23 protein-coding genes and 2 riboswitches are annotated in these 22,476 nt (G+C 74.1%); of the genes, 12 read left to right on the plus strand and 11 right to left on the minus strand.

What is annotated here, in order from left to right:
* The first annotated feature begins 231 nt into the window (after positions 1-231).
* Positions 232-1,026 carry a hypothetical protein gene (locus tag GMA12_RS16610; protein WP_156270623.1) on the plus strand — a complete coding sequence of 265 codons (795 nt, stop codon included), beginning with the start codon at positions 232-234 and terminating at the stop codon, positions 1,024-1,026.
* A 35-nt stretch (positions 1,027-1,061) separates the two neighbouring features.
* On the opposite strand, the gene GMA12_RS16615 is transcribed toward GMA12_RS16610, so the two are convergent.
* From GMA12_RS16615 to GMA12_RS19095, 4 genes are all read right to left on the minus strand, one after another.
* A complete protein-coding gene (locus tag GMA12_RS16615) occupies positions 1,062-1,265 on the minus strand; it encodes a hypervirulence associated TUDOR domain-containing protein (RefSeq protein ID WP_156270624.1) in 204 nt (67 codons plus the stop codon).
* A 44-nt stretch (positions 1,266-1,309) separates the two neighbouring features.
* Positions 1,310-1,639, minus strand: a complete 330-nt coding sequence (locus GMA12_RS16620; RefSeq protein WP_156270625.1) for a DUF3140 domain-containing protein — start codon at positions 1,637-1,639, stop codon at positions 1,310-1,312.
* Positions 1,640-1,772: 133 nt separating this feature from the next.
* The gene (locus GMA12_RS16625) at positions 1,773-3,407 is read right to left on the minus strand and encodes an MDR family MFS transporter (protein WP_156270626.1); all 1,635 of its coding nucleotides are present in this window, start codon (positions 3,405-3,407) and stop codon (positions 1,773-1,775) included.
* Positions 3,404-4,030: a TetR/AcrR family transcriptional regulator gene (locus GMA12_RS19095; RefSeq protein WP_370831939.1), complete on the minus strand. Its 627-nt coding sequence runs from the start codon at positions 4,028-4,030 to the stop codon at positions 3,404-3,406. The genes GMA12_RS16625 and GMA12_RS19095 overlap by 4 nt, the downstream gene beginning before the upstream one ends.
* Before the next feature lie 176 nt (positions 4,031-4,206).
* On the opposite strand from GMA12_RS19095, the gene GMA12_RS16635 reads away from it, so the two are divergent.
* Both GMA12_RS16635 and GMA12_RS16640 read left to right on the plus strand, forming a co-directional pair.
* Positions 4,207-5,148, plus strand: coding sequence for an aldo/keto reductase (locus GMA12_RS16635; RefSeq protein WP_156270627.1), 942 nt, complete (start codon positions 4,207-4,209; stop codon positions 5,146-5,148).
* Between the two features lie 72 nt (positions 5,149-5,220).
* On the plus strand, positions 5,221-6,594 hold the full coding sequence (locus GMA12_RS16640; protein ID WP_156270628.1) for a carboxylesterase family protein: 1,374 nt from the start codon (positions 5,221-5,223) through the stop codon (positions 6,592-6,594).
* Here GMA12_RS16640 and GMA12_RS16645 read toward each other — a convergent pair.
* From GMA12_RS16645 to thiE, 3 genes are all read right to left on the minus strand, one after another.
* A complete protein-coding gene (locus GMA12_RS16645) occupies positions 6,569-7,480 on the minus strand; it encodes a VOC family protein (protein ID WP_156270629.1) in 912 nt (303 codons plus the stop codon). The genes GMA12_RS16640 and GMA12_RS16645 overlap by 26 nt on opposite strands.
* Before the next feature lie 130 nt (positions 7,481-7,610).
* A complete protein-coding gene (locus tag GMA12_RS16650; protein ID WP_156270630.1) occupies positions 7,611-8,618 on the minus strand; it encodes a hypothetical protein in 1,008 nt (335 codons plus the stop codon).
* A gap of 163 nt (positions 8,619-8,781) precedes the next feature.
* Positions 8,782-9,450 carry a thiamine phosphate synthase gene (thiE, locus tag GMA12_RS16655; RefSeq protein ID WP_156270659.1) on the minus strand — a complete coding sequence of 223 codons (669 nt, stop codon included), beginning with the start codon at positions 9,448-9,450 and terminating at the stop codon, positions 8,782-8,784.
* Positions 9,451-9,517: 67 nt separating this feature from the next.
* Positions 9,518-9,620: riboswitch (TPP riboswitch) on the plus strand.
* Between thiE and GMA12_RS16660 the strand changes: the two genes are divergently transcribed.
* The 7 genes from GMA12_RS16660 to GMA12_RS16690 all read left to right on the plus strand — a co-directional run bounded on the left by GMA12_RS16660 (position 9,610) and on the right by GMA12_RS16690 (position 17,726).
* Complete coding sequence (locus GMA12_RS16660) at positions 9,610-10,938, plus strand: FAD-dependent oxidoreductase (RefSeq protein WP_156270631.1); 1,329 nt, start codon at positions 9,610-9,612, stop codon at positions 10,936-10,938. Its footprint overlaps the riboswitch before it by 11 nt.
* Entirely contained in the window at positions 10,935-11,174 is a 240-nt protein-coding gene (thiS, locus tag GMA12_RS16665; RefSeq protein ID WP_156270632.1) for a sulfur carrier protein ThiS, read from the plus strand. Before GMA12_RS16660 ends, thiS begins: the two co-directional genes overlap by 4 nt.
* A gap of 1 nt (position 11,175) precedes the next feature.
* Positions 11,176-12,054 (plus strand): thiazole synthase, encoded by an 879-nt coding sequence (locus tag GMA12_RS16670; protein WP_156270633.1) that lies wholly within the window; start codon positions 11,176-11,178, stop codon positions 12,052-12,054.
* A complete protein-coding gene (gene moeB, locus GMA12_RS16675) occupies positions 12,051-13,232 on the plus strand; it encodes a molybdopterin-synthase adenylyltransferase MoeB (RefSeq protein ID WP_162459988.1) in 1,182 nt (393 codons plus the stop codon). Before GMA12_RS16670 ends, moeB begins: the two co-directional genes overlap by 4 nt.
* 146 nt (positions 13,233-13,378) lie before the next feature.
* A riboswitch (SAM riboswitch) is annotated at positions 13,379-13,473 on the plus strand.
* 114 nt (positions 13,474-13,587) lie between these two features.
* Positions 13,588-14,922 carry an acyl-CoA dehydrogenase family protein gene (locus GMA12_RS16680; RefSeq protein ID WP_156270635.1) on the plus strand — a complete coding sequence of 445 codons (1,335 nt, stop codon included), beginning with the start codon at positions 13,588-13,590 and terminating at the stop codon, positions 14,920-14,922.
* A 3-nt stretch (positions 14,923-14,925) separates the two neighbouring features.
* Complete coding sequence (locus tag GMA12_RS16685) at positions 14,926-16,359, plus strand: MFS transporter (RefSeq protein WP_156270636.1); 1,434 nt, start codon at positions 14,926-14,928, stop codon at positions 16,357-16,359.
* Positions 16,356-17,726 carry an LLM class flavin-dependent oxidoreductase gene (locus tag GMA12_RS16690; RefSeq protein ID WP_156270637.1) on the plus strand — a complete coding sequence of 457 codons (1,371 nt, stop codon included), beginning with the start codon at positions 16,356-16,358 and terminating at the stop codon, positions 17,724-17,726. The genes GMA12_RS16685 and GMA12_RS16690 overlap by 4 nt, the downstream gene beginning before the upstream one ends.
* A gap of 61 nt (positions 17,727-17,787) precedes the next feature.
* Here the strand turns inward: GMA12_RS16690 and GMA12_RS16695 are convergent, their stop codons facing one another.
* Positions 17,788-18,210, minus strand: a complete 423-nt coding sequence (locus GMA12_RS16695; protein ID WP_156270638.1) for a hypothetical protein — start codon at positions 18,208-18,210, stop codon at positions 17,788-17,790.
* 449 nt (positions 18,211-18,659) lie between these two features.
* On the opposite strand from GMA12_RS16695, the gene GMA12_RS16700 reads away from it, so the two are divergent.
* Positions 18,660-19,607 (plus strand): DNA/RNA non-specific endonuclease, encoded by a 948-nt coding sequence (locus tag GMA12_RS16700; protein WP_162459989.1) that lies wholly within the window; start codon positions 18,660-18,662, stop codon positions 19,605-19,607.
* Between the two features lie 169 nt (positions 19,608-19,776).
* On the opposite strand, the gene GMA12_RS16705 is transcribed toward GMA12_RS16700, so the two are convergent.
* Both GMA12_RS16705 and GMA12_RS16710 read right to left on the minus strand, forming a co-directional pair.
* Positions 19,777-20,073 (minus strand): antibiotic biosynthesis monooxygenase, encoded by a 297-nt coding sequence (locus tag GMA12_RS16705; protein ID WP_156270639.1) that lies wholly within the window; start codon positions 20,071-20,073, stop codon positions 19,777-19,779.
* A gap of 175 nt (positions 20,074-20,248) precedes the next feature.
* Positions 20,249-20,725 carry a VOC family protein gene (locus GMA12_RS16710; protein WP_156270640.1) on the minus strand — a complete coding sequence of 159 codons (477 nt, stop codon included), beginning with the start codon at positions 20,723-20,725 and terminating at the stop codon, positions 20,249-20,251.
* A 158-nt stretch (positions 20,726-20,883) separates the two neighbouring features.
* On the opposite strand from GMA12_RS16710, the gene GMA12_RS16715 reads away from it, so the two are divergent.
* Entirely contained in the window at positions 20,884-21,486 is a 603-nt protein-coding gene (locus tag GMA12_RS16715; protein WP_156270641.1) for a YceI family protein, read from the plus strand.
* A gap of 331 nt (positions 21,487-21,817) precedes the next feature.
* On the opposite strand, the gene GMA12_RS16720 is transcribed toward GMA12_RS16715, so the two are convergent.
* The gene (locus GMA12_RS16720; protein WP_156270642.1) at positions 21,818-22,435 is read right to left on the minus strand and encodes a hypothetical protein; all 618 of its coding nucleotides are present in this window, start codon (positions 22,433-22,435) and stop codon (positions 21,818-21,820) included.
* Positions 22,436-22,476 lie beyond the last annotated feature (41 nt).

A 22,476-nucleotide genomic window follows, 5' to 3' on the forward strand; every position in this document is an offset into this window, starting at 1 on the left:
CGCAGGGCCTCGAGCACCTGCACCGGTCCGGGTCCGGCGGCGTCGTCGGTGCCGTACCAGTAGCCGGAGGAGGTGGGTCGGTGTTGGCGCATGCGCACAGTCTAGAGCAATGAGAATTTACTCCAACTGGTAACTAGACAATCTAATGATTCTGCGGTGGGATGGGGGCAGTCCCCTTCCTGCCAGGGATCGGGCGCAGCACCCCGCAGCCGACGTGAGGACGGGCGAGCGATGGACCAGTACGCGCAGCACCGCCCCGTGACCGGGCCGCCCGGCCCCGTGCCGAGCCGCGACGGGGTCCGGCCGGCGGCCCCGCTCCACTGCGGCGCCCCCATGCCGGTGCGCCTGCTCGACTTCGCAGACGTGGACGACCGCCTCAACTCCGCGGTGGCCCGGGCCGCCCTCGCCGGCCGCCGGCTGCACGCCTGCGCCTGCGGCACCCTGCAGGACGTGCCGGCGACCTCCGGCGCCGAGGGGCGCATCGTGCCCGACGGCGACGCCGTGCTGTTCCGGCCGTTCTTCACCCGGCGAGTGCTCGCCGCGGCCGGCCGGGTCGAGGCCGCGGAGTGGTCCCTCGACCAGCAGCTGGCGGGGTTCCGCACCCTCGACCTCGACGGTGCGGGCGGTCCCGCTGCGGTGCTCCGGGCGTTCGGCGCGGCGGTGCGGAGCGAACGGCGGCGGCTCGACCGGGCCCTCGGCGATCTCGGCGCCGAGCTGCGCCTGGCGACCCGGCACGGGGTGCCCCTGGCCGTGCTGGTCCGGGAGGCGTCGCTGTCGGAGCAGGACCTGGTGGCCGCGCTCGCTCTCGAGTCCCCGCAGGGCGTGGGCGCCGCCCGCACGGCGCCGGTGGCGGACGTCCAGGGCGTCACCGCCGTGGACGCCGCGCCGCCGGCCGCGGTCCCCGGCGGCCGGGCGGCAGCCGCCGGCACCTCCGTGCTCCCGGCTCCGGTGCTCCTTCCCGCCTCCGCCCCGGCGGTCGGCCGGTGCCGGCGGCGGGGCGTCGGCGTGCTCGCCGCGGCCGGCTGATCCGGCCGCGGCCGCCCCGGTGCTGCGCCCCGGTGCTACGCCTCGGTCAGGGCGTCGGGCTTGTGCGCCGCGCGGGCGCCGGAGCTCGCGGACTCGACGATGTAGCGGGGGTCGTCCGAGCTCGCCCGGAACGTGTGCCCGTCCAGCTCGAAGTCCTCCGTCTTCTTCTCGACCACGGTCCCCTCGGTCGTGCCCTGCGGGGTGTTCCAGGTGACCTTCGTGCCCTTCGTCAGGCTCATGCGTGCTCCTCTTCTCGTGCCGCGCCGGGTGCGCCCGGCGCGGCTCAGTCCTTCAGCGGGTCGTGGCCCCAGTTCATCAGGGAGTAGCGCCACCGGGTCTCGGTGACGTCCCCGTCGGGCCGCTGGGCCAGGTGGCGGTGGACGTAGCCGACGACCTTGCGCATGTGCTCCTGGTCGGAGCCGGTGCGCTCCCCCTTCTTCTTCTGCAGGATCTCCACGATCCGCCGTCCGGAGCGGTGCCCCACCGACTCACCGCCGTCGTCCTGGCCCACCGACTGCGACTCGTCGGTCTCCAGCCAGTCCGAGAGCTGCTTGGCCGTCATGTTGACGGCCTCGTCGAAGTCCTGGCCGACGGTGTCGTCGCTGTCGCTCATGCCGCGCTCCTCGTCCTCGTCCACGGGCGGCCGCGTCCGGACCGGCCCCGCGCCCGGGCTCTCGGGCGCGATCCTCAGCCTACGGAGCAAATGCCGTCCCGACGACCCCTGCGGCGTTTGCGCCGCGCGGCGGTCAGCGCGCCGGGGCCGTCGTCTCCAGGGCGGCCGGGTCCCGGAGACGATCGGACGGCCGGTCGGCGGTGACCGCCAGGTTGCCCTCGGCGAGCGCCTCGGGCGCCACGTCCTGCTCGATCGAGGTGGCCAGCGGCTTCTCGACGACGAAGCACAGCAGGGCGGCCGCGAGCAGGCCCAGGGGCAGGATCCACAGGTAGATGGGAGTGAGTGCGTCGTTGTAGGAGGCCACGATCGGATCCCGCAGCGCCTCCGGCAGGGAGGCGACCAGGGCGGGGGTGAGCGAGTTGGCCCCGCCCGCGCCGCCCTCCAGTGCGGCGGCCGGGAGGCGTTCGGTCAGCTGGTCGGCCAGCCGGCCCGCGAAGACGCTGCCGACCACGCCGGAGCCGAGGGTCGCGCCGATCTGGCGGAAGAAGTTGTTCGCCGCGGTGGCCGTGCCGACCTGCCGCAGCGGGAAGGTGTTCTGCACGATGAGCACCAGCACCTGCATGGACAGGCCCAGTCCCAGGCCCAGCACCGCGATGTAGAGGCACACGTGCCACACCCCCTGCTCGGGGGTCAGCGTGGAGAGCAGGCCCATCGCTGCGGCCACGATCACACTGCCTGCCACCGGCAGCCACTTGTAGCGCCCGGTGCGGCTCACCGCGCGCCCGGCGAGGATCGAGGTCACGAGCAGGGTGCCCATCATCGGGACCATCAGCAGCCCGGAGGCGGTGGCGTCCACGCCGAAGACCATCTGCAGGTAGGTCGGCAGGTAGCCGATGGCGCCGAACATCCCCACGCCGGTGAGCAGCCCGGCGACGGTGGTGAGCACGAAGTTGCGCTCGCCGAACAGGTGCATCGGGATGATCGGCTCGGCGGTGCGCCGCTCCACGGCCACGAACGCGGCCCCGGCCACGAGCGTGCCGGCGATCAGGCCGAGGATCACGGGATCGGTCCAGGCGTACTTGCCGCCGCCCCAGGTGGCGAACAGGACCAGGCAGGTCGTGGCCACGGCCAGCAGCACCATCCCGCCGATGTCCAGGCGCGGCCGGCCGGCGTGCCGGGGCAGCTTGAGGAACAGCACGGCGCCGGTCAGGGCCAGCAGCCCCAGCGGGATGTTGATCCAGAAGGCCCAGCGCCAGCCGGGACCCTCGGTGAACCAGCCGCCGAGCAGCGGCCCGGCCACCGAGGACACGGCGAACACCCCGCCCATGACGCCCATGTACTTCCCGCGCTCCCGGGCGGGGACCACGTCGGCGATGGCGGCCTGGGAGAGGATGATCAGCCCGCCGCCGCCCAGGCCCTGGATCGCGCGGGCCGCGATGAGGACCTCGATGGTCCCGGCGAGCGCCCCGACCACGGACCCGGCCATGAAGACCAGGATCGCGCCGAGCAGCAGGGGCTTGCGGCCCATCAGGTCACCGAGCTTGCCGTAGACGGGCATCATGATCGTCGAGGCGAGGATGTAGGCGGTGATCACCCACAGCATCTCGTTGACCCCGTTGAGCTCGCCCACGATCGTGGGAAGCGCCGTGCTGAGCACGGTCTGGTTCAGCGCGGCCAGCAGCATCGAGAGCATCAGGCCCACGAAGAGCAGCCCGAGGTGCTGGGTGCCGCGGACCGGTTCGGCCCGGTGGGCGGGAGTGCGGGTCATGAGAGCTTCTCCTGGAGACGGTGGAAGAGGGTGAGCGCCGAGGCGTGGTCCTCGGCCGGCAGGCCGTGGGCGGGGGAGTAGCTCTCGGCGGTGATGGCGAAGCGCAGCGGGACGCCGCCGAGGATGACGAGCATCCGGGCGACGTCGTCCACGGGGTGCTCCCCGATCCCGGCCGACCACTGCGGGTCCCGGGCCAGCAGCTCCGCGAGCGTGCGGCGCACCAGGTCCTCGGCCTCGAGGGTCAGCTCGTGCCGGCGGCGGCCCAGGCCGGGGTGGTCCTGCAGCAGCTTCCGGCGCCGTTCCGCGTCCCGGCCGGCGTAGGCGCTGCGGGTCACGGCCAGCAGCAGGCGCGAGACCTGGCCCAGCAGGTCGTGCTCGAGGGAGAAGCCCTCCAGCAGCTGCGGGTCCAGGACGGGGGCGCGCATGCCCAGCACCGCGTCCTCCTTGGCGGGGAAGTAGTTGAAGAAGGTGCGCGGGGAGACGCCGGCGGCGGAGGCGATGGCCTCGACCGTGGCCCCCTCCACCCCGTGCTCGAGCGCGAGCCCGGCGGCCGCCTCGTGGATGGCGGACCAGGTCTCGGCCTTCTTGCGGGCGCGCAGGGAGGGGGAGGCGGTGTCGTTCACGCCTATATTTTTGCACTTCTGCACGTTTTGCACAACTGCAATAATATGGGGGAGCGCGGGCCGGTCCGGGAATAGGGCAGGCACGTCCCGACCTGTACCGGGAGCGCACCGCGCCGGCGGCCACGCCATGCCCCGGCGGACGGCAGGACAGACCCGACCACGGAACGGAGCTCCGCATGACCACCATCCCCCGCACCGACCTCGACGTCTTCCCGCTCAATCTCGGCGGCAACACGTTCGGCTGGACCTCCGACCGGAGCACCTCCTTCGCGGTGCTCGACGCGTTCACGGAGGCCGGCGGCAACTTCGTCGACACGGCGGACGTCTACTCCGTGTGGGGCGAGGGGCACACCGGCGGGGAGTCCGAGACCGTCCTGGGGGAGTGGCTGGCCGCCCGCGGCGTCCGCGACGACGTCGTGGTGGCCACCAAGGTGGGCTCCCTGCCGCAGCGCCCGGGCCTGGGACGGGACAACGTGGTGCAGGCCCTCGAGGAGTCCCTGCGGCGGCTCGGCACCGACCGGGTCGACCTCTACTACGCCCACCGCGACGACGAGTCGGTGCCCGTCGCCGAGCAGGCGGCCACCTTCGACGAACTGGTCCGCTCCGGGAAGGTCCGGGCGGTGGGGCTGTCCAACTACAGCCCGCAGCGGCTGCGGGAGTGGTTCGAGACCGCCGAGCGCGAGCACCTCACCGTGCCGGTCGCGATCCAGCCGGAGTACAACCTGGTGGGCCGCCGGGCCTACGAGCAGGATCTCGCCCCGCTCGCCCGGGAGTTCGGGGTGGCGGTCTTCCCCTACTTCGGCCTCGCCTCGGGGTTCCTCACCGGCAAGTACCGCACGGCCGCCGACCTCGAGGGCCGGGCCCGCGGCGGCGCCGCGGGGGCGTACCTGAACGCGCAGGGCCTCGCCGTCGTCGACGCGCTGGTGGGCGTGGCCGAGGCGCGCGGGGCCGAGCCGACGACGGTGGCGCTCGCGTGGCTGCTGGCCAAGGGCGTGACCGCCCCGATCGCCTCGGCCTCCCGGCCCGAGCAGGTGCCGGCGCTCATGGCCGCCCCCGGCCTGGCGCTCACCGCCGAGGAGGTCGAGCTCCTCGACCGGGCCTCGCAGCCGTTCGCCTGAACACGCCCCGCCTGCGGACCGGCCCCGCGCGGCCGGTCCGCAGACTACGTCCCACCACGGAGGAAGGACCGCATGACCACCGCCACGCTCACGTTCACCCCGCCCTGCGGGCCCGTCCACGCCCGGGCCGACGGCGTCGTGGCCCGGGCCGGCGGCATTCCCTACGCCACCGCCGAGCGCTTCACCGCCCCCGTCCCCGCCCCGGATTGGAACGAGCCGTTCCTGGCCACGAATCCGGCCCCGGCCTGCCCCCAGGTCCACTCGCCGTTCCTCGCCTCGGTGCTGGGGGACGCGCTCGGCGACCTGCCGCAGGACGAGGCCTGCCAGCGGCTCTCGGTGACCCTGCCCCGCGACGCGCGGGCCGGCGAGGGCCTGCCGGTGCTGGTCTGGATCCACGGCGGCTCCTACACCACCGGCGCCGGGGACGCCCCGATCATGGACCCGACGTCGCTGGTGACCGAGCAGCGCGTGGTGGTCGTGACGGTCACCTACCGGCTCGGCCTGTTCGGCTATCTGGGCTCCGGGCACGCCCGCCCGGCCAACCTGGGGCTGCTCGACCAGCTCGAGGCGCTGCGCTGGGTGCAGCGCAACATCGCCGCCTTCGGCGGTGATCCGGACAATGTGACCGCCTTCGGCCAGTCCGCCGGCGGCGACGCCGTGGCCCACCTCATGGCCGTCCCCGGGGCGGAGGCGCTCTTCCGCCGTGCCGTCATCCAGAGCCCGCCGCTGGGCATCGCCCGCGGCCGGGAACGGATGAACGCCGCCATGGCCGCCGCGGCGGAGACCGTGACGGCCGCGATGCCCGCCGCCGACGTGGTCGCCGCCCAGGCGGACGTGGAGCGGCACGCGGCGCCCTTCGGGCTGCTGGGGGCGATGCCCTTCGGCACCCAGTACGGCCACCACCCGCTGCCCGCCGAGGAGGACATCGACGCGGCCTGGGACCGGGTCGCCCCGCACGTCGACGTCCTCATCGGCCACACCACCGAGGAGGCGCGGCTCTACCTGCCCACGGTGCCGGCCCTGCAGCGGTGGACCCGCGTGCCGCTGCTGGGGCCGGTGCTGCGCCGGGCCGTGGTCGGATGGGCGACCCGGGCCGTCTACTCCCGGGCGATCCGCCGGTTCGCCCGCCGGCACGTGCGCGCCGGCGGGACGGCCCACCGCTACGTGATCTCCTGGGCGGCCCCGGGCAACCCGTACGGCGCGGCCCACACGGTCGACCTGCCCCTGCTCTTCGGCGACGAGCCGACCTGGGCGGGCACCGGGCTGGTCGCCGGCGCCGCGTGGGAGGACATCGACGCCGCCGGCCGCCAGGTGCGCCGGCTGTGGGCGGACTTCGCCCGCGGCGAGGCCCTCGGCGACGCCGGCCGCATCCCCGGCGTCCTGCGCCACCGGCGCGTCCGGGTCCCGTTCCGGGCGGGGCCTACGCGGCGACGCCCACCTGGATGAGCGTGTTCCAGGGGTCCTCGAAGCGCAGCACGGCGCCGTCGTGCCGGGTGGGGACCCGGTGGTCCGCCAGCCGGGCCTGCAGAGCGGTGACGTCCTCGGCCGTGGGGAGGTCGATGTTGACCTGCCCCAGACCCAGGGAGGCCGCCCGCGGGCCCGCCCCGGCGCTGTGCCAGGTGTTGAGCGCGATGTGGTGGTGGTAGCCGCCGGCCGCGATGAACAGGGCCGAGCCGATGTCGCTCATCACCTCGAAGCCCAGGACGTCCACGTAGAACTGCCGGCCCTGCGGGATGTCGCCGACCTGCAGGTGGACGTGGCCGAGGGTGGCCGGCGGCGCCGCCGGCCGCGCACCGGCCGGCTCGGGCAGGTGCTCACCCAGGAACGCGGTGGGGTCCAGGGGGTTGGACGCCAGCGTGAGCAGCCCGTTGGCCTCCCGCCGCCAGGTGTCCCGGGGGCGGTCGGTGTAGAGCTCCACGCCGTTGCCCTCGGGATCGTCGAAGTAGAACGCCTGGCTGTAGAGGTGGTCGGCACTGCCGGTGAACGAGCGCGGCGCCACGGCGGCGACCGAGGCCAGGGCGGCCGCCAGGGCCGGCTCGTCCTCGAACAGCACCGCGGTGTGGAACAGCCCCGCCTGGCCGCGGCGGGCCGGCGGCAGCTCCGGGACCTGGCGCAGGCGCAGCACGGTCCGGCCGTCGCGGCCCAGCACGGCGGTGTCCCCGGCGTGGGCGAGGACCTCGAGGGTCACGGCGTCCGTGTAGTAGGCGAGCATCGTGTCCAGGTCGGCCACGAGCAGCTCCACGGCGCCCATCCGCGTCCCGGCGGACAGCAGGTCGTCGGCCGGGCGCGGCGTCAGGCTCCGGGGATCGGGGTTCTGGGGAAAGATCGGCATCTCGGGCTTCTCCGTCGGCGTCGGCACCACACAGGTTGATATGTCCGCAAGGATACCCCGGAAAATATTTCCGATGCAAGTATCTTGGAGGACCTCCGTCACCTCGGGGCGGGGCGCGGGACCGCGCCGGTCAGAGCACGAAGATCAGCGCCACGATCACCGCCACGATCGCGAGGAAGACCAGACCCCAGGCCTTGAGGTTGTCGGAGTCGTCCTCCGCGGGATCGTGCGCCGGGGGCGGCGGCCATCCGCCGGCCGCCGGGCCGCCGGTCCCCGCCAGGGGGCCACCCGCGCCCGGGCCGGGATACGGCCCGCCCTGGGCCTGGCCCGGGAACGGCTCCCCGGGCGCACCGGGGCGGCCGACCTGCCCGGGCGGCGGCGGGGCGGGCGTGGAGGGGCTCACGCCCCACTGCGGAGCCTGCGGGGCGTCCGCGATCGAGGGGTTCGACGACGGCGGCCCGGCCGGGCCGTCCCCGGGAGTGGGCCGCGCCGGTGCCGTCGGCGATGGAGGAGCGGCCGGGGGAGCTGCGGGCGGCAGCGTCTCGCCGGAGAGCACGGGGCCGTCCTCGCGGTAGCCCCTCTCGGCCTCCGTCAGCAGGGTCACGAACCGTTCCAGCGACTCCGAGCCGTCGTACTCGCGGGCCAGGAAGCGCTCGGCGCGGCGGCGCACCACCCGGTAGACGCGCCCGTCGTCCGGGATCGAGAGGTCCCGGGCGGCCTGCGCCACGGCCAGCGGCGGCTGCTCGGGCAGCGGGTTCGTGCCCCACTCCAGCAGCCCGGTCAGCAGGGGGCGTTCCAGGACCGAGGCCATCGCCGCCCGGGCGCCGGGCACGCGGGTGAGCTCCAGCAGCCCGCTCGGCGGGGCGGAGGGGCACCCCGGGACGTCACCGGGCAGCCGGGCCGCCCGCTCGAGCCAGAAGGTGTCGCCGAAGAGGGTGGCCAGCAGCACGGCCGCCGCGAGCCGGTCCTCGCCGGGGGCGGCGTCCTCCGGGGCGCCCTCCTCCCAGTGGGTGCCCAGCGCTCGCCGGGCGGGCTCGCCGGCCAGCCGGACGCGCAGCTGCACGTCCTCCGGGCCGCGGGCGGTCTGCGCGGGATGCTCCACCGCGTGCCGCACCTGCGGGTCGAGCTCGGGGTCCATGGGCCACTCCTCCGTCGTCGTCCGTGGGGTCCATGCTCTCAGACCGGGCTGTGCGGCGGCGGGGAGCCGGTGGGGAGTTGCGGCAGGCGCCCGGCGGATGTCCCCGGGCAGCGTGTCCGGCCGGAAGGCCGCCGGGCAGGACGCGTGCCGAGCAGGACGCGTGTCAGGCGGGGAGCAGGCTGCGCAGCTGACCGGCGGCCAGGCGCGGGTCCGGGGCCTCGGTGACCGCCCGGACCACCACGGCGCCGCGCGCCCCGGCGGCCAGCACCTCGGGGAGGCGCTGCTCGTCGATGCCGCCGATGGCGAACCACGGCACGGGCGCGGCCGCCGGGTCGGCGTCCAGCCGGGCCTCGGTCAGCGCGGCGACCTCCCGCACGAAGCCCAGGCCGGTGGCGGGCCGGCCCGGCTTGGTGGGGGTCTCCCACACGGGCCCGGTGCAGAAGTAGTCCACGTCCGGATCGGCCAGGGCGGCACGGGCCTGGCCGAGATCGTGGGTGGAGCGGCCGATCAGCACGTCCGGGCCGAGCAGCTGCCGGGCCTGGGCGGGGGAGAGGTCGTGCTGGCCGGCGTGGAGGACGTCCGCGCCCACGAGCGCGGCGAGGTCGGCGCGGTCGTTGACGGCGACCAGGGTGCCGTACTCGGCGGCGACCCGGCCCAGCAGGCGCAGCGCGGCGATCTCCTCGTCGGTGTCGATGCTCCTGTCCCGCAGCTGGACGATGTCCGTCCCGCCGGCGCAGACGGCGTGCAGGAACTCCTCGAGGTCGCCCTGCGCGCGGCGGGCGTCGGTGCACACGTACAGCCGGGCGGCGAGGAGCCGGTCGGTGCGCGTCATGCGCAGCCCGGAGGCGGCGGGTGCGGGGGTGTCCTGGGTATGCTGGGTCACACGCTGAATGATAGGTCAGCGGTTCTGCGGGAGCCCCACGGGGGCTGAGAGGGCGTCCGGCGCCGACCGCCACACCTGATGCGGGTCATGCCGCCGTAGGAAAGGACGATGCCGGTGACGTCCGTGCCCTCCGTCCCGATGCCAGCCGCCCAGCACGTGCGGGCCGACGTCGCCGTGGTCGGGGCCGGGGTGGTCGGCCTGGCCACGGCCTGGGAGCTGCGCCGCCGCGGCCGCTCGGTGGCCGTGGTGGATCCCGAGCCCGGCGCCGGGGCCAGCCGGGCGGCGGCCGGGATGCTCGCCCCGGTGAGCGAGGTCCAGTACCAGCAGGAGCCGCTCTATCCCCTCATGCTCGCCTCGGCCGGCGCGTACCCGGCGTTCGTGGCCGCCGTGGAGGAGACCGCCGGCGGCTCGGTGGGCTACCGCGCCACCGAGACGCTCGTGTGCGGCGTCGACGCCGCCGACCGGCAGGCCCTGGCGGACCTGCGGGAGCTCCAGCGGCGCCACGGCATGGCCGTGGAGCCGCTGCCGCTGCGCGCGGCCCGGGCCCTGGAGCCGGCCCTGAGCCCGCGGCTGTCGGCCGTGCACCGCATTCCCGACGACCACCAGGTGGACCCGCGCCGGCTCGTGGCCGGACTGCTCGCCGCCCTCGTCGCCCCCGAGCTCCCCGCACCGTCCGGGCCCTCCGGCACGGACAGCCCCGACGGCGGGCCCGCCCGCCTGGTGCACGACCGCGCCACGGGCCTGCGCCACGGCTCCGACGGCGCGGTGACGGGCCTGCGCCTGGCCGGCGGCGGGATGGTCTCGGCGGCGGAGACGGTCCTCGCCCCCGGCGCGGCTCTCACCGACCTGGAGGACCTGCCCGGGGCCTGGCGGCCGCCGCTGCGCCCGGTGCACGGGGACATCCTCCGCACCCGCCCGCCCCGCGGGGCGCCCGCCCTGCTCGAGCGCACCGTCCGCGGCCTGGTCCACGGGGTGCCCGTCTACCTGGTGCCCCGCGACGACGGGACGGTGGTGATCGGGGCGACCTCCCGCGAGGACGACCTCGACGGGATCAGCGCCGGGGGCGTGTTCCGGCTGCTGCGCGACGCCCAGGCCGTGGTCCCCGGCGTCGCCGACCTCGAGCTGGTCGAGGCCATGGCCCGCGCCCGGCCCGGGACCCCGGACGACATCCCGTACCTGGGCCGCGTCCGCGGCCCGGAGGGGCACCCGGTGCCCGGCCTCGTGGTCTCCACGGGCTACTTCCGCCACGGCGTCCTGCTCGCCCCGCTGGCCGCCCGCCTCGCCGCGGAGCTGGTGCTCGGCCGGTCCGGCGCGGACCCGGGACCCGACACCGAGCACCTGGCCACCACCGACCCGCACCGCTTCGACCGCCCCGCCGAGGCGCCCCCCACGGACCCCGGGACCGGGCCCCGCACCCCGAACAGGAGCACCCGATGACCGCCATCACCCTCAACGGCCGACCGCACGTCGTCCCCGGGGACACCACCGTCGTGGACCTCGTGGCCGAGACCGTCGGGCGGCCCCTGGGCCCCGACGGCGCCCCGCTGGACGGCCGCCGGCTGGGCGTGGCCGTGGCGGTGGACGCCGCCGTGGTCCCGCGCAGCCGCTGGGGCCGCACCCCCGTGGCCGAGGGGCAGGCCGTCGAGATCATCACCGCCGTCCAGGGAGGCTGACATGACCCACCCCGCACCCCGCCCCGAACCCCTGGTGGATCCGCTCGTGCTCGACGGCACCGCGCTGTCCTCCCGGCTGATCATGGGCACCGGCGGGCTCAGCTCGCTGCACACCCTGGAACAGGCCCTGCTGGCCTCCGGCACCGAGCTGACCACCGTGGCCCTGCGCCGCTACGCCCCCGGCCACGGCGACTCGCTGTTCGCGATGCTCGAGCGCAGCGGCATCCGGATCCTGCCCAACACCGCCGGCTGCTACACCGCCCGGGACGCCCTGCTCACCGCCGAGCTCGGCCGCGAGGCCCTGGAGACCGACTGGGTCAAGCTCGAGGTCATCGCCGACGAGGACACCCTGCTGCCCGACGTGGTGGAGCTGCTCGACGCCACCGAGCAGCTCGTGGCCCGCGGCTTCCGGGTCTTCGCCTACACCTCCGACGACCCGGCCGTGGCCCGCCGCCTGGAGGACCTCGGCGCGGCCGCGGTGATGCCCCTGGGCGCACCGATCGGTACCGGGCTGGGGATCCTCAACCCGCACAACATCGAGCTCATCGCCTCCCGGGCCTCGGTGCCGGTGGTGCTCGACGCCGGGATCGGCACCGCCTCCGAGGCCGCCCTGGCCATGGAGCTGGGCTGCGACGCCGTGCTGCTGGCCAGCGCCGTGACCCGCGCGCAGGACCCGGTGGCCATGGCCACCGCGATGCGCCACGCCGTGGCCGCCGGGCGGCTGGCCGCCGGCGCCGGGCGGATCCCGGCCCGCCGGCACGCCCAGGCGTCCTCGCCGATGGCCGGGCGGATCGCCACGGACATGTCCGACGCCGGGCCGGCCGCCGGCCCGGCGGACGTCCCGCGCGGGGACTGGGCGCCCGTGGGGCAGCGGCCGTGAGCCCGCTGCCCCCGCTCGTGGAGCCCGGCCCCGAGCTGACCCGGGCGGAGCTCGAGCGCTACGCCCGGCACCTGACCCTGCCCGGGATCGGCCCGCTCGGCCAGCGCCGGCTCGGCAACGCCCGGGTGCTCGTGGTCGGCGCCGGCGGACTGGGCGCCCCGGCCCTGCAGTACCTCGCCGCGGCCGGCGTGGGGACGCTGGGCATCGTCGACGACGACGTCGTGGCGGTCTCCAACCTGCAGCGCCAGGTGGTGCACCGCACCGCCGACGTCGGCCGGCCCAAGACGGACTCCGCCGCGGAGGCCGTGACCGCGCTCAACCCGCTCGTGCGGGTGCGCACCCACCCCTGCCGGCTCAGCGCGGACAACGCCCTGCAGATCCTGAGCCAGTACGACCTCGTCCTGGACGGCGCGGACAACTTCGCGACCCGCTACGTGGTGAGCGACGCCGCCGCCCTGACCGGGATCCCCTGCGTGTGGGGCTCCATCCTGCGCTTCGAGGGACAGGTCAGCGTCTTCTGGGCCGGCCACGGGCCCACCTACCGGGACCTCTATCCCGAGGCGCCGCCGGACGGGGAGGCCCCCAGCTGCGCCGAGGGCGGGGTCTTCGGCATGCTCCCCGCCACCGTGGGCGCGGTGATGGTCACCGAGGCCGTCAAGCTGATCACCGGCACCGGCGAGCCCCTGCTCGGGCGGGTGCTGCTGCACGACGCCCTGGCCATGACCTGGCGCGAGATGCGCCTGACCCCGGACCCGGACGCCGCCCCGGTCACCGCCGTCGCCGAGCCCGAGGCCGTCCGCCCGCCGCCCGGCGGCGGGGCCGCGCCCGCCGAGACGGTCGGGGCGGCCGAGCTGGCCCGGCTGCTCGAACGGCGGGCGCGCGGGGAGGCGGCCTTCGTGCTGGTCGACGTGCGGGAGGACTGGGAGCGGCAGCTCCTGGCGATCCCCGGTGCCGTGCCGGTGCCGCTCCAGCAGCTGCTGGACCGGGGGCCGGACGCCCTGCCGCCGGAGGCCCGCGGCGCGGACCTCGTGCTGCACTGCAAGGCCGGCGCCCGCTCGGCGAAAGCCCTGGCCGCGCTGCGCCCCTTCTACGCCGGGCGGGAGGAGCGGATCCGCCACCTCGAGGGCGGGGTGCTGTCCTGGGCGGAGCAGGTGGAGCCGGACCGGCCTCGATACTGAGCCGGTCCACGGCTCTCCCCGTGTTCCGGCCGGGTCCCTACACCACCCGGGAGGAGATGACCGTGTGTGACGTCCCCGTGACGGACGATGACATGGGACGGTCATCAGGTGGCTCCGCACCCCGGCTCTCTGGTGCGATGTCGTGCGTCCCATTCAGAGCGGCCGAGAGATCTGGCTCGACGACGCCGCAGCAACCCGTCCTTCGCAGGGGTCAGGGTGCTAAGGCCAGAACCGATGGAGATCCCGGATCTGCAGTTGCCCCGTGACCTCGGCGCCCCGGCGCTGTCGTGACCGGGCCCGCCCCTGGCGCGACTGGACGGCCGGCACTCCTCGGTGCGACCGAGAGGACCACCGCATGACCCGCACCACGGACGAGAGGACCCCCACCCGTCCCGGCGCCGGCACGAACTCCGCCGGCCTGCCGGGCGACTACGCCGGGCTGACGGAGCACTTCGGGCCGCTGTTCGCCGAGATCGCCGCCGGCTCCCTGGACCGGGACCTCCGGCGCGCGCTGCCCTACGAGGAGGTCGGCCGGCTGGACCGGGCCGGGTTCGGCGCCCTGCGCGTCCCGGCGGCCCACGGCGGTCCCGGGGTCAGCATCGAGGACTTCACCCGGCTGCTGGTCGACCTGGCCGAGGCCGACTCCAACATCGCCCACCTCTACCGCTCCCACGCCGGCTTCGTGGAGTCCCTGCGCTTCCTGCCCCGGGAGATCCAGGACGTCTGGTATCCGCGGGTGCTGGCCGGGGCCACCGTCGGCAACGCCTCCACGGAGAAGGGCGGCAACGCCCTCGGCACGCTGAACACCGTGCTGCGCCGCACCGCGGAGGGGTGGGAGATCACCGGCCGGAAGTTCTACGCCACCGGCTCGATCTTCTGCGACTACACCCGCGTCTCGGCCGCCCTCGACGGCCGGGACGGGCGCCGCTTCGCCGTCGTCGCCACGGACGCCCCGGGGGTCACGCTCGAGGACGACTGGGACGGCTTCGGGCAGAAGCTCACCGGCACCGGCACCGCGGTCTTCGACCGCGTGCGGGTCCCGGACGACGCCGTGCTGGACCGGACCGCCGGCAGCGCGGAGGCCGTCCACGAGGCCGCCTTCTTCCAGCTCGTGCTGCTGGCCGTGCTGGCCGGCATCGCCCGCGCCGCCCGGCGGGACGCCGCGGAGACCGTCGCCGGCCGCCGGCGGACCTTCAACACCGGGCTCGGGCTGCCGTTCCGCGAGGACCCGCTGATCCAGGAGGCCACCGGCCGGATCTCCGCCAAGGCCTTCGCCGCCGAGGCCGCCGTGCTGCACGCCGCCCGCGCCCTGGACGCCGGGATCGCCGCCGCCGCGGCCGCCGGCGCCGACCGGCCGGAGTTCCCCGGAACCCTCCCGGCGGCGCTGCACGAGTCCGAGATCGCCGTGGAGCACGCCCAGGTCACCGTGCCGGAACTGGCGCTCGGCGCGGCCCAGGACCTGTTCCTCACCGTGGGCGCCTCCGCCACGTCCACGGCCAAGGGCCTGGACCGGCACTGGCGCAACGCCCAGACCGTGGCCACCCACAACCCGATCGCCTTCCGCGCCCGCGCCCTCGGCGACTACCTCATCAACGGCACCCTGCCGGAGGGCCTGAACGCCATCGGCGACGCCAGGACCAATGCCACTGCCGACGCCACTGCCGACGCCGACCGAACCCCAGGAGCCTGACGCATGACCACCACGACCACGACCACGGCCGCGGCCGCCGCGGGACGCACCAGCGTCGTCCACGGCAAGAAGCGCGTCCTGGCCTCGGCCTTCGCCGGCACCACCATCGAGTGGTACGACTTCTACCTCTACGGCACCGCCGCCGCACTGGTCTTCAACGTCCAGTTCTTCCCCATGGCCACCGAGCTCGGCGGCATCGTCGCCTCCTTCGCCACCCTCGCGGTCGGGGTGATCGCCCGGCCCCTGGGCGGGATCGTCGCCGGTCACCTGGGCGACCGGATCGGCCGCAAGGCCCTGCTGGTGGCCTCCCTGCTGCTCATGGGCGTGGCCTCCACCCTGATCGGCCTGCTGCCGACCTACGAGGTGATCGGCTGGTGGGCGGTCGTCGGGCTCGTCGTCCTGCGCATCCTGCAGGGCCTGTCCGCCGGCGCCGAGTGGGGCGGGTCCGCGCTGCTGAGCGTGGAGCACTCCCCGGCCCGGCACCGCGGGTTCTTCGGGTCCTTCACCCAGATCGGCTCCTCGGCCGGCATGCTGCTGGCCACCGGGGCGTTCTTCGTCGTGCAGCACGTCATGAGCGAGGAGCAGTTCGCCGCCTACGGCTGGCGCATCCCCTTCCTGCTCTCGGCCCTGCTGGTGGCGGTCGGGCTGTGGATCCGCCTCGGCGTGGCCGACGCCCCGGAGTTCCTGGAGCACCGGGCCTCGGGCAACGTGGCCGCGGCACCCCTGCGGGAGCTGCTGCTCCACCACCGCCGCCCGCTGCTGGTCACGATCGGCCTGCGCCTGGCCCAGAACGCCGTCTACTACCTGGTGACGGTCTACATGCTGACCTACCTGCGGGACGTGCGCGGGGACAGCGCCTCCGGCGTGACCGCGGTGATGATCGCCTCGGCCATCGGCCTGTTCTCCACCCCCTTCTGGGGCTGGCTGTCCGACCGGGTGGGCCGCAAGGTCGTCTCGGTGACCGCCTACGCGGCGATCGGCGTCTTCGGCTGGGTGCTCTTCGCGTTCCTCGACGCCGGACCGCTCGCCCTGCTGCCGCTCGTGGTCGTGCTCGGCATCAACCTCGTGCACGACGCGATCTACGGGCCGCAGGCGGCCTGGTTCGCCGAGCAGTTCCCCGTGCACGTGCGGTACTCGGGGGTCAGCTTCGGCTACCAGGTCGGCACCGTCCTGGGCGGCGGGCTGATGCCGATGATCGCCGCCCTGCTGTTCGCCGCCGGCGGGAACACCCCGTGGCTGATCGCCGGGTACCTCTCCGGGCTCTCCGTGCTCTCCGTCGTCGCCGCCCTGGCCGCGAAGGACCCCGCCCGCGAGCAGCGCGGCACCGAGCTCACCGACCTGCACGCCGGCTCCGCCGGAGCCGTCCCCGACCGCGCTCGGGTCGGCGCCGCCGCCGGGACCCCCGCCGGGACCACCACTGAGAGGACCACCGCATGAGCCGCCCCCTGCTGCTGAACGCCTTCGACATGATGGTGCCCGTGCACCAGTCACCGGGCCTGTGGCGCCACCCGGAGGCCGGGGTCGCACGGTTCGACACGCTCGAGTACTGGACGTCCCTGGCCCGCACCCTCGAGGAGGGCGGCTTCGCCTCGCTGTTCCTGGCGGACATCCCGGGCGTCTACGACGTCTACGGCGGCGGGACCGGGGCCACCGCCCGCGGGGGAGTGCAGTACCCGCTGCTCGACCCGCTCGTCGCGGTGCCGGCGATGGCCGCGGCCACCGAGCGGCTCGGCTTCGGCGTCACCGCCTCGGTCACCTACGAGGCCCCCTACCTGCTGGCCCGCACCTTCGCGACCCTGGACCACTTCACCCGTGGCCGGGTGGCGTGGAACGTGGTGACCTCCTACCAGGACTCCGCCGCCCGCAACCTGGGCATGGACCGGCAGATCCCGCACGACGAGCGCTACGACCGCGCCGACGAGTACATGGAGGTCATGTACAAGCTGCTCGAGGGGTCCTTCGAGCCCGGGGCGGTGCGGGCCGACGCCGAGGCCGGGGTCTTCGTGGACCCCGACCGCGCGCACCCGGTCGGCCACGAGGGCACCTGGTTCTCCGTGCCCGGCCACGCGCTGACCCACCCCGGGCCCCAGGGCACCCCGCTGCTGTTCCAGGCCGGCGCCTCCAAGCGCGGACAGCAGTTCGCCGTCGACCACGCCGAGGCGATCTTCTTCATCGGCAACACCCCGCAGCTCGTGCGCCGGTGGACCGACGGCGTCCGGGCCGGACTGGCCGAGCGCGGGCGGGCCGAGGACGCCGTGAAGACCTTCACCATGGCCACGGTGGTGGTCGCCGAGACCGACGACGAGGCCCACGCCCGGCTGGAAGGGTACCGCCGGCACGTGGACATCGAGGGAGCGCTGTCCCTGTTCGGCGGCTGGACCGGGGTCGACCTGGCCGGTGCGGACCCCGACGCGCCGCTCGAGTACGTGGCCACCGACGCCAACCAGTCCGCGCTCGCGGCGTTCACCTCGCTGTCCCCGGACAGGACCTGGACGGTGCGCGACCTGGCCGAGTTCGTGGCCATCGGCGGCCGCGGGCCCGTCATCGCCGGGGCTCCCGGCACCGTGGCGGACGAGCTGGAGCGCTGGCGCGAGGAGGCCTGCGTGGACGGCTTCAACATCTCGGCGGCCGTGCGACCGGCGGACCTGGAGCGGTTCACCGCGATGGTGTCACCGGAGCTGCGGCGCCGCGGCCTGTTGCCGGACCCCGCGAGCGTCCCCGCCGGCCGGACGCTGCGCGAGGCCCTGACCGGGGCCGGTCCGCGGCTGGCCGACGACCACCGCGGGGCCTCCTTCCGCAGGTGAACCCCCAGGGGTGTCCGCCGTGCCGACCGTACCGATCGAACTGGCCGGATCGGCGGAGAGGTCAGCCGCGGACCTGGGCGGCCTCGTCCTCGAGGTCGTCGAGGACCCACTCCGCCAGCTGTCCGGCCGGGACGACGATCGACGCCTGCCGCAGCTGATCAGGGTTCTCGAGGGACGAGGTCTCCTCGACGGCTTCGGCCGCGAGAACAGCCAGGGCGGCGGCGTAGCCGGCGGCCAACGCCTCACTCCACGCCGGGTGGTTGGCGTAGCAGGGATCGTCGGGGTCCGAGCCGCGTGCCTCCATCCACCGCGCCGCTGCCGCGAGCTCGGGGGCGGGGGGCATGCAGCGCTGGTGCAGCGCCCAGGTGACGTCGGCCCAGCGACCCGACGGGGTGTGGACCATGGGGTAGTAGGTGGCCACCCACTGCGTGGGGGAGTGGGGGTGGAGCTCGACAGCCAGAGCTCGGGGGGCTGAGGGGTCCATGCCGTCCTTCTGATCGCTGGTGGAGGAGCGCGGGGGCGGCCGGGGCTGGACCGCACTGGGGCTCGGGGAGAGCCCGGTGGTGCTGCTCCAGCCTAGGCGCCGAGTCGATCACTATGAAAGCAAGCTGAGCAATGTGACGGCAGGGCGTCCTGTGAACGAGCGAACGCGGACGTCTTCTGCGCACGTCACCGCCGTGCCGCCGAGGTTCTCGGGCCGTGCGGCCTGCGGGCTCCCCGCCCGTCCTGACGCGGCGCTCCGTGGTCGTGCGGGTGATCGCCTGTGGAAGCGCCGCCGAGGTGGGCTCGACCGTCGGAAGCGGCCGCGCCTATCCGTCATGTAGCCAGGTCGCCTTGTCGGGCTCCGGATGGTGCGAGGAAGCTGGACGGGACCGAGGACGGCGGACCACCGCCCACAGCGACCTCGGTCCGGCGTGAAGGGGTGAGACCGTCGTGATCGACCCGCTCGGAAGCCCGGGAGCCGACGGCCCGGGTGGGAACGGCCAGCAGGAGCGTCCCCCGGCCGGCACGGGGGCGACCATCCCACCGGCCACGGACGGCGGATGGGCGCAGGCCGTCTCCATCGATCCGGACTACAGCAACCGGGGCGGGTACCGGGAGGACTTCCTGGAACTGCCCGTGCCGTTGCCGGGCCGCGAGGCCTTCGGTGACGCCGCCTCGGCCGAGCTCACGTACCACCACTTCAGCATCGTCATGCACCGGCCCCGCCGGTTGGCGCTGTTCACGGCGGTGAACATCGACGGGCGGGCCTCGACGCGGTTGCGGCGGGACTCCGATCGCTGGATCGTCGATCCGCGCCTGCCGCCCGGGGAGCAGACCGATGAGGGCCTCTACCGCGACAACCAGCTCGACCGCGGGCACCTGGTGCGCCGCCTGGACCCGGCGTGGGGCCCGCTGGCCCGGGCCGCCAACGACGACACCTTCCACTTCACCAACGCCACCCCGCAGCACCACGACTTCAACGCCGGCCAGACCCTGTGGGCAGGACTGGAGGACTACATCCTCCACAACGCCGACAACCGTGATCTCGCCGTCAGCGTCTTCACCGGCCCAGTGCTCCACGACGACGACCCCCCGTACCGGGGGGTGGCCCTGCCCCGGCAGTTCTTCAAGCTCGTCGCCATGGTCACCACCACGAACCAGCTCACGGTGACGGCCTATCTGCTCAGCCAAGAGGCGCTGCTGGAGGAGTTCGCCGCCCGGGCCGAAGAGTTCTCCTTCGGCGCCTACCGCACCTTCCAGGTGCCCGTCCGCCGCATCGCCGCACTCACCGGGCTCGATCTGGCGGCCCACATCGCAGCCGACCCCCTCGAGCGCCTCAGAGTGACCGTCCTGCCCCGCGAGCTCCTCCGGCCTCAGGACATGCTGCTCGTGAGCTGATCGCCCGCTGGCGCTTCAGCACCACACCGCCGTCTGTCCATGGCTGATGCGGCGCGTGCTGATGCGTCGGCCCCGCCTCACGCAGGACACAGAAGTGATGAGTGGTGTCCGAGGTGCTCACCGACAGGGTGACGTCGGTGCCGGGCACTCTCGCGGTGCGCTCGGCCGGCTACACCTCGATGCTGCGCTCCACCGTGTGCACGGTATGAGAGTGCTGGGCTCCCAACCGGTCGAGGAGGGCCAGGGCCGCCGGAGTCTCGCCACTGGCGCGCAGCGCGAGCAGGGCCTCCCGGTCCCGCCACGTCGTCTGGATCCGCCACGCACCACCTTGCCCCCGGAGCAGTTCTGAGCGGATGAGACCCTCAGGCTGGCGTCCTTCCGTCATCCGGCGGAATCCCTCGATGAGCTCCGGCTCACGCTCAGGCTCGATCACGGTGTCGATCGTCGTCATCACCGCTGCACCCATGGCATCTCCTTCCTGGAGGGGTGTGGCGTGGTCTTCGGGCCGACCACGGCCACTATCCGGCGCCCGTTCGACGGGCACGAACAGAACCCGGAATGACCAGCAGAGCGCGGGACGGGACCGTACACCGGCCCGTGCCCGCAGACGAGCGGTCGAGGCCGGCTGCGCCGGCACCGTCTCACGAGGCGTCGGCGGCGGCTTCCACCTCGGCAACGATGATCTTGCGCATGCCCATCATCGCGGCCATCGCCCGTTGCGCCCTACCAGGGTCCGGGTCGGCGAGCAACTCCACGAGCCGGCGCGGCACCACCTGCCAGGACAGCCCGTACTTGTCCTTGAGCCACCCGCACATGCTCTCCTGCCCGCCGTCGGCGGTGAGCGCCTCCCAGTACCGGTCGACCTCCGCCTGATCGGCGCAGTCGATCTGGAAGGACACGGCTTCGCTGAAACGGAACTCGGGCCCGCCGTTGAGGGCGGTGAAGGGATGGCCGTCGAGCTCGAACTCCACCGTCAGAACCATGTCCGCCGGTCGCGGACCGGCCTCTCCGTAGTGGGTGACATCAGTGATCCGGGAGTTCGGGAACACCGAGATGTAGAAGTTGGCTGCCTCCTGGGCTTCCGTATCGAACCACAGGCAGGGCGTGAGAGTCGTCATGGTGGGATTGTGCGCCGCCGCGCCGAGCGGGGGAAGGCACCGCACGGGGAATGACGACGCCTCGCTGTCAGAGGTAGGGCTGTTGCTCTGGAACTGGGGTGGTCCTACGGTGGCAGGACACCGACTCCGCAGTTCTTGTCCGTGAAGGAGTGCTCTCCATGGCCGCCACCCAGCTGCAACGCCTGGTCCCCGGATCCTGGACCTTCGATCCCGCCCACTCGGAGGTCGGCTTCAGTGTCCGCCACGCCGGGATCTCCAAGGTGCGCGGCACCTTCCGTGAGGTGGACGCCCACCTGCGGGTCGCTGACCCGGTCGAGAACTCGACCGTGCATGCCACGATCCAGATGGTCTCCATCGACACCCGCAACACCGATCGTGACAACCACGTGCGCAGCGCGGATTTCTTCGACGTCGAGAACCACCCGACGATGACCTTCACCTCGACCGCCGTGGCCTTCGACGGTACCGAGGGCACTGTCACCGGTGAGCTCACCATCAAGGGCATCACGAAGACGGTGGAGCTGGAGACCGAGTTCAACGGTGTGGTCGTCGACGCCTTCGGGGTGACCCGAGCGGGGTTCTCGGCCACCACCACGATCTCCCGCAAGGACTTCGGCATCACGTGGAACGCGGCCATCGAGGCCGGCGGCGTGCTGGTCTCCGACAAGGTGACCATCACCCTCGACGTGGCCTTCACCGCCCCGCAGGACAACCCGGAGACCACCGTGGAAGGCCAGGAAGCCCTCACCGAGGAGGGCTGACCCCGAGGATCTCTGGGCTGTGGTGTCACGGACTGCACCAAGAGAGCAACCCTCACCCCGGGTAGCCATGGGGGTGGAGCCGGGGCCCGGGACCATCGACCACCCGGTCCGCTGAGGCGCATCCTGGACCTCGCCATGCCGGAGTCGGGATGGTCCCGGGAGCGCGGTGAAGGTCAGCTGGGGTCTGAAGGTCGACTCTGCCGAAACGGCCACGCTGACTCCGTGGGCTGTCACCTGCCCGAACGTGACCATCTAGGTCACCGAGGCCTGAACCCCGCCCGGCGTTGTCGGTGCGGGAAGCTGCAGCGGGTAGATGGGCGAGGGACAGCGCCTAGGTCGGCCGATGCGGACGGGGGCGGCTGAGAACGGCCCGGAGCATCGCGCCGTCACCGTCCGGGCGGAGCAACAGTGAGGCGTGTGCAACCGCGATGGCCAGTGCTGTCCAGACGTGAACAGTGGTTCCGGAGGCCACCGCGAACAGCACGGCGGGCACTATGAAAGGCGCTGCCGGGCCGGCCAGAGTGACAGCGAGGTCCTGGTGAGTGGGCAGGGCTCCCCTGATCAGTCGGAATCTGCCGGCCCGAGCGGTGAAAAGGGCAGGAGCGCGGGGCGCTATGACGCGCAGCACGACGACGTGGCCGAGTTCGTGCACCACCAGCGACACCAGCATGAGCAGGACGGCGCAGCTGAGGATCGCGAGCACCTGTTGGCCGGCTGCGTGCAGAGCCGGCCACGCCACCGTGGTTGCCGCGATGGGCCACCCCAGGAACTTCAACATGGTGCGGGACGCACTGGTGATGGCGGCCGTGCGGCCCGCGGCGAGAACGGTCGCGACTGTGGTGGGCAGCGCAGGGGGGCGCACCCACCGGATGAAAGCCTCTTTGAGGGTGCGGGGAGGATATGGGTGGATGCAGGCCAGACCGAGATCAGCGGCCTGCGCTGCGCGCAACCATTCCTCCCTGTCGCTTTCCGGGCCGAGGGTCCGGGGCG

Origin of the sequence: Kocuria sediminis (genome assembly GCF_009735315.1) — a bacterium.
Taxonomy (GTDB): Bacteria; Actinomycetota; Actinomycetes; order Actinomycetales; family Micrococcaceae; genus Kocuria; species Kocuria turfanensis.

What these genes read in the sequence shown, in the direction of transcription:
- GMA12_RS16650 (WP_156270630.1), bottom strand. Translation starts at nt 8,618, where the DNA reads ATGGACCCCGAGCTCGACCCGCAGGTGCGGCACGCGGTGGAGCATCCC.
- GMA12_RS16685 (WP_156270636.1), top strand. Translation starts at nt 14,926, where the DNA reads ATGACCACCACGACCACGACCACGGCCGCGGCCGCCGCGGGACGCACC.
- GMA12_RS16610 (WP_156270623.1), top strand. Translation starts at nt 232, where the DNA reads ATGGACCAGTACGCGCAGCACCGCCCCGTGACCGGGCCGCCCGGCCCC.
- GMA12_RS16625 (WP_156270626.1), bottom strand. Translation starts at nt 3,407, where the DNA reads ATGACCCGCACTCCCGCCCACCGGGCCGAACCGGTCCGCGGCACCCAG.
- GMA12_RS16615 (WP_156270624.1), bottom strand. Translation starts at nt 1,265, where the DNA reads ATGAGCCTGACGAAGGGCACGAAGGTCACCTGGAACACCCCGCAGGGC.
- GMA12_RS16640 (WP_156270628.1), top strand. Translation starts at nt 5,221, where the DNA reads ATGACCACCGCCACGCTCACGTTCACCCCGCCCTGCGGGCCCGTCCAC.
- thiE (WP_156270659.1), bottom strand. Translation starts at nt 9,450, where the DNA reads ATGACGCGCACCGACCGGCTCCTCGCCGCCCGGCTGTACGTGTGCACC.
- GMA12_RS16670 (WP_156270633.1), top strand. Translation starts at nt 11,176, where the DNA reads ATGACCCACCCCGCACCCCGCCCCGAACCCCTGGTGGATCCGCTCGTG.
- GMA12_RS16710 (WP_156270640.1), bottom strand. Translation starts at nt 20,725, where the DNA reads ATGACGACTCTCACGCCCTGCCTGTGGTTCGATACGGAAGCCCAGGAG.
- GMA12_RS16705 (WP_156270639.1), bottom strand. Translation starts at nt 20,073, where the DNA reads ATGGGTGCAGCGGTGATGACGACGATCGACACCGTGATCGAGCCTGAG.
- GMA12_RS16620 (WP_156270625.1), bottom strand. Translation starts at nt 1,639, where the DNA reads ATGAGCGACAGCGACGACACCGTCGGCCAGGACTTCGACGAGGCCGTC.
- GMA12_RS16645 (WP_156270629.1), bottom strand. Translation starts at nt 7,480, where the DNA reads ATGCCGATCTTTCCCCAGAACCCCGATCCCCGGAGCCTGACGCCGCGC.
- GMA12_RS16660 (WP_156270631.1), top strand. Translation starts at nt 9,610, where the DNA reads ATGCCGGTGACGTCCGTGCCCTCCGTCCCGATGCCAGCCGCCCAGCAC.
- GMA12_RS16690 (WP_156270637.1), top strand. Translation starts at nt 16,356, where the DNA reads ATGAGCCGCCCCCTGCTGCTGAACGCCTTCGACATGATGGTGCCCGTG.
- GMA12_RS16680 (WP_156270635.1), top strand. Translation starts at nt 13,588, where the DNA reads ATGACCCGCACCACGGACGAGAGGACCCCCACCCGTCCCGGCGCCGGC.
- GMA12_RS16695 (WP_156270638.1), bottom strand. Translation starts at nt 18,210, where the DNA reads ATGGACCCCTCAGCCCCCCGAGCTCTGGCTGTCGAGCTCCACCCCCAC.
- GMA12_RS16635 (WP_156270627.1), top strand. Translation starts at nt 4,207, where the DNA reads ATGACCACCATCCCCCGCACCGACCTCGACGTCTTCCCGCTCAATCTC.
- GMA12_RS16715 (WP_156270641.1), top strand. Translation starts at nt 20,884, where the DNA reads ATGGCCGCCACCCAGCTGCAACGCCTGGTCCCCGGATCCTGGACCTTC.
- thiS (WP_156270632.1), top strand. Translation starts at nt 10,935, where the DNA reads ATGACCGCCATCACCCTCAACGGCCGACCGCACGTCGTCCCCGGGGAC.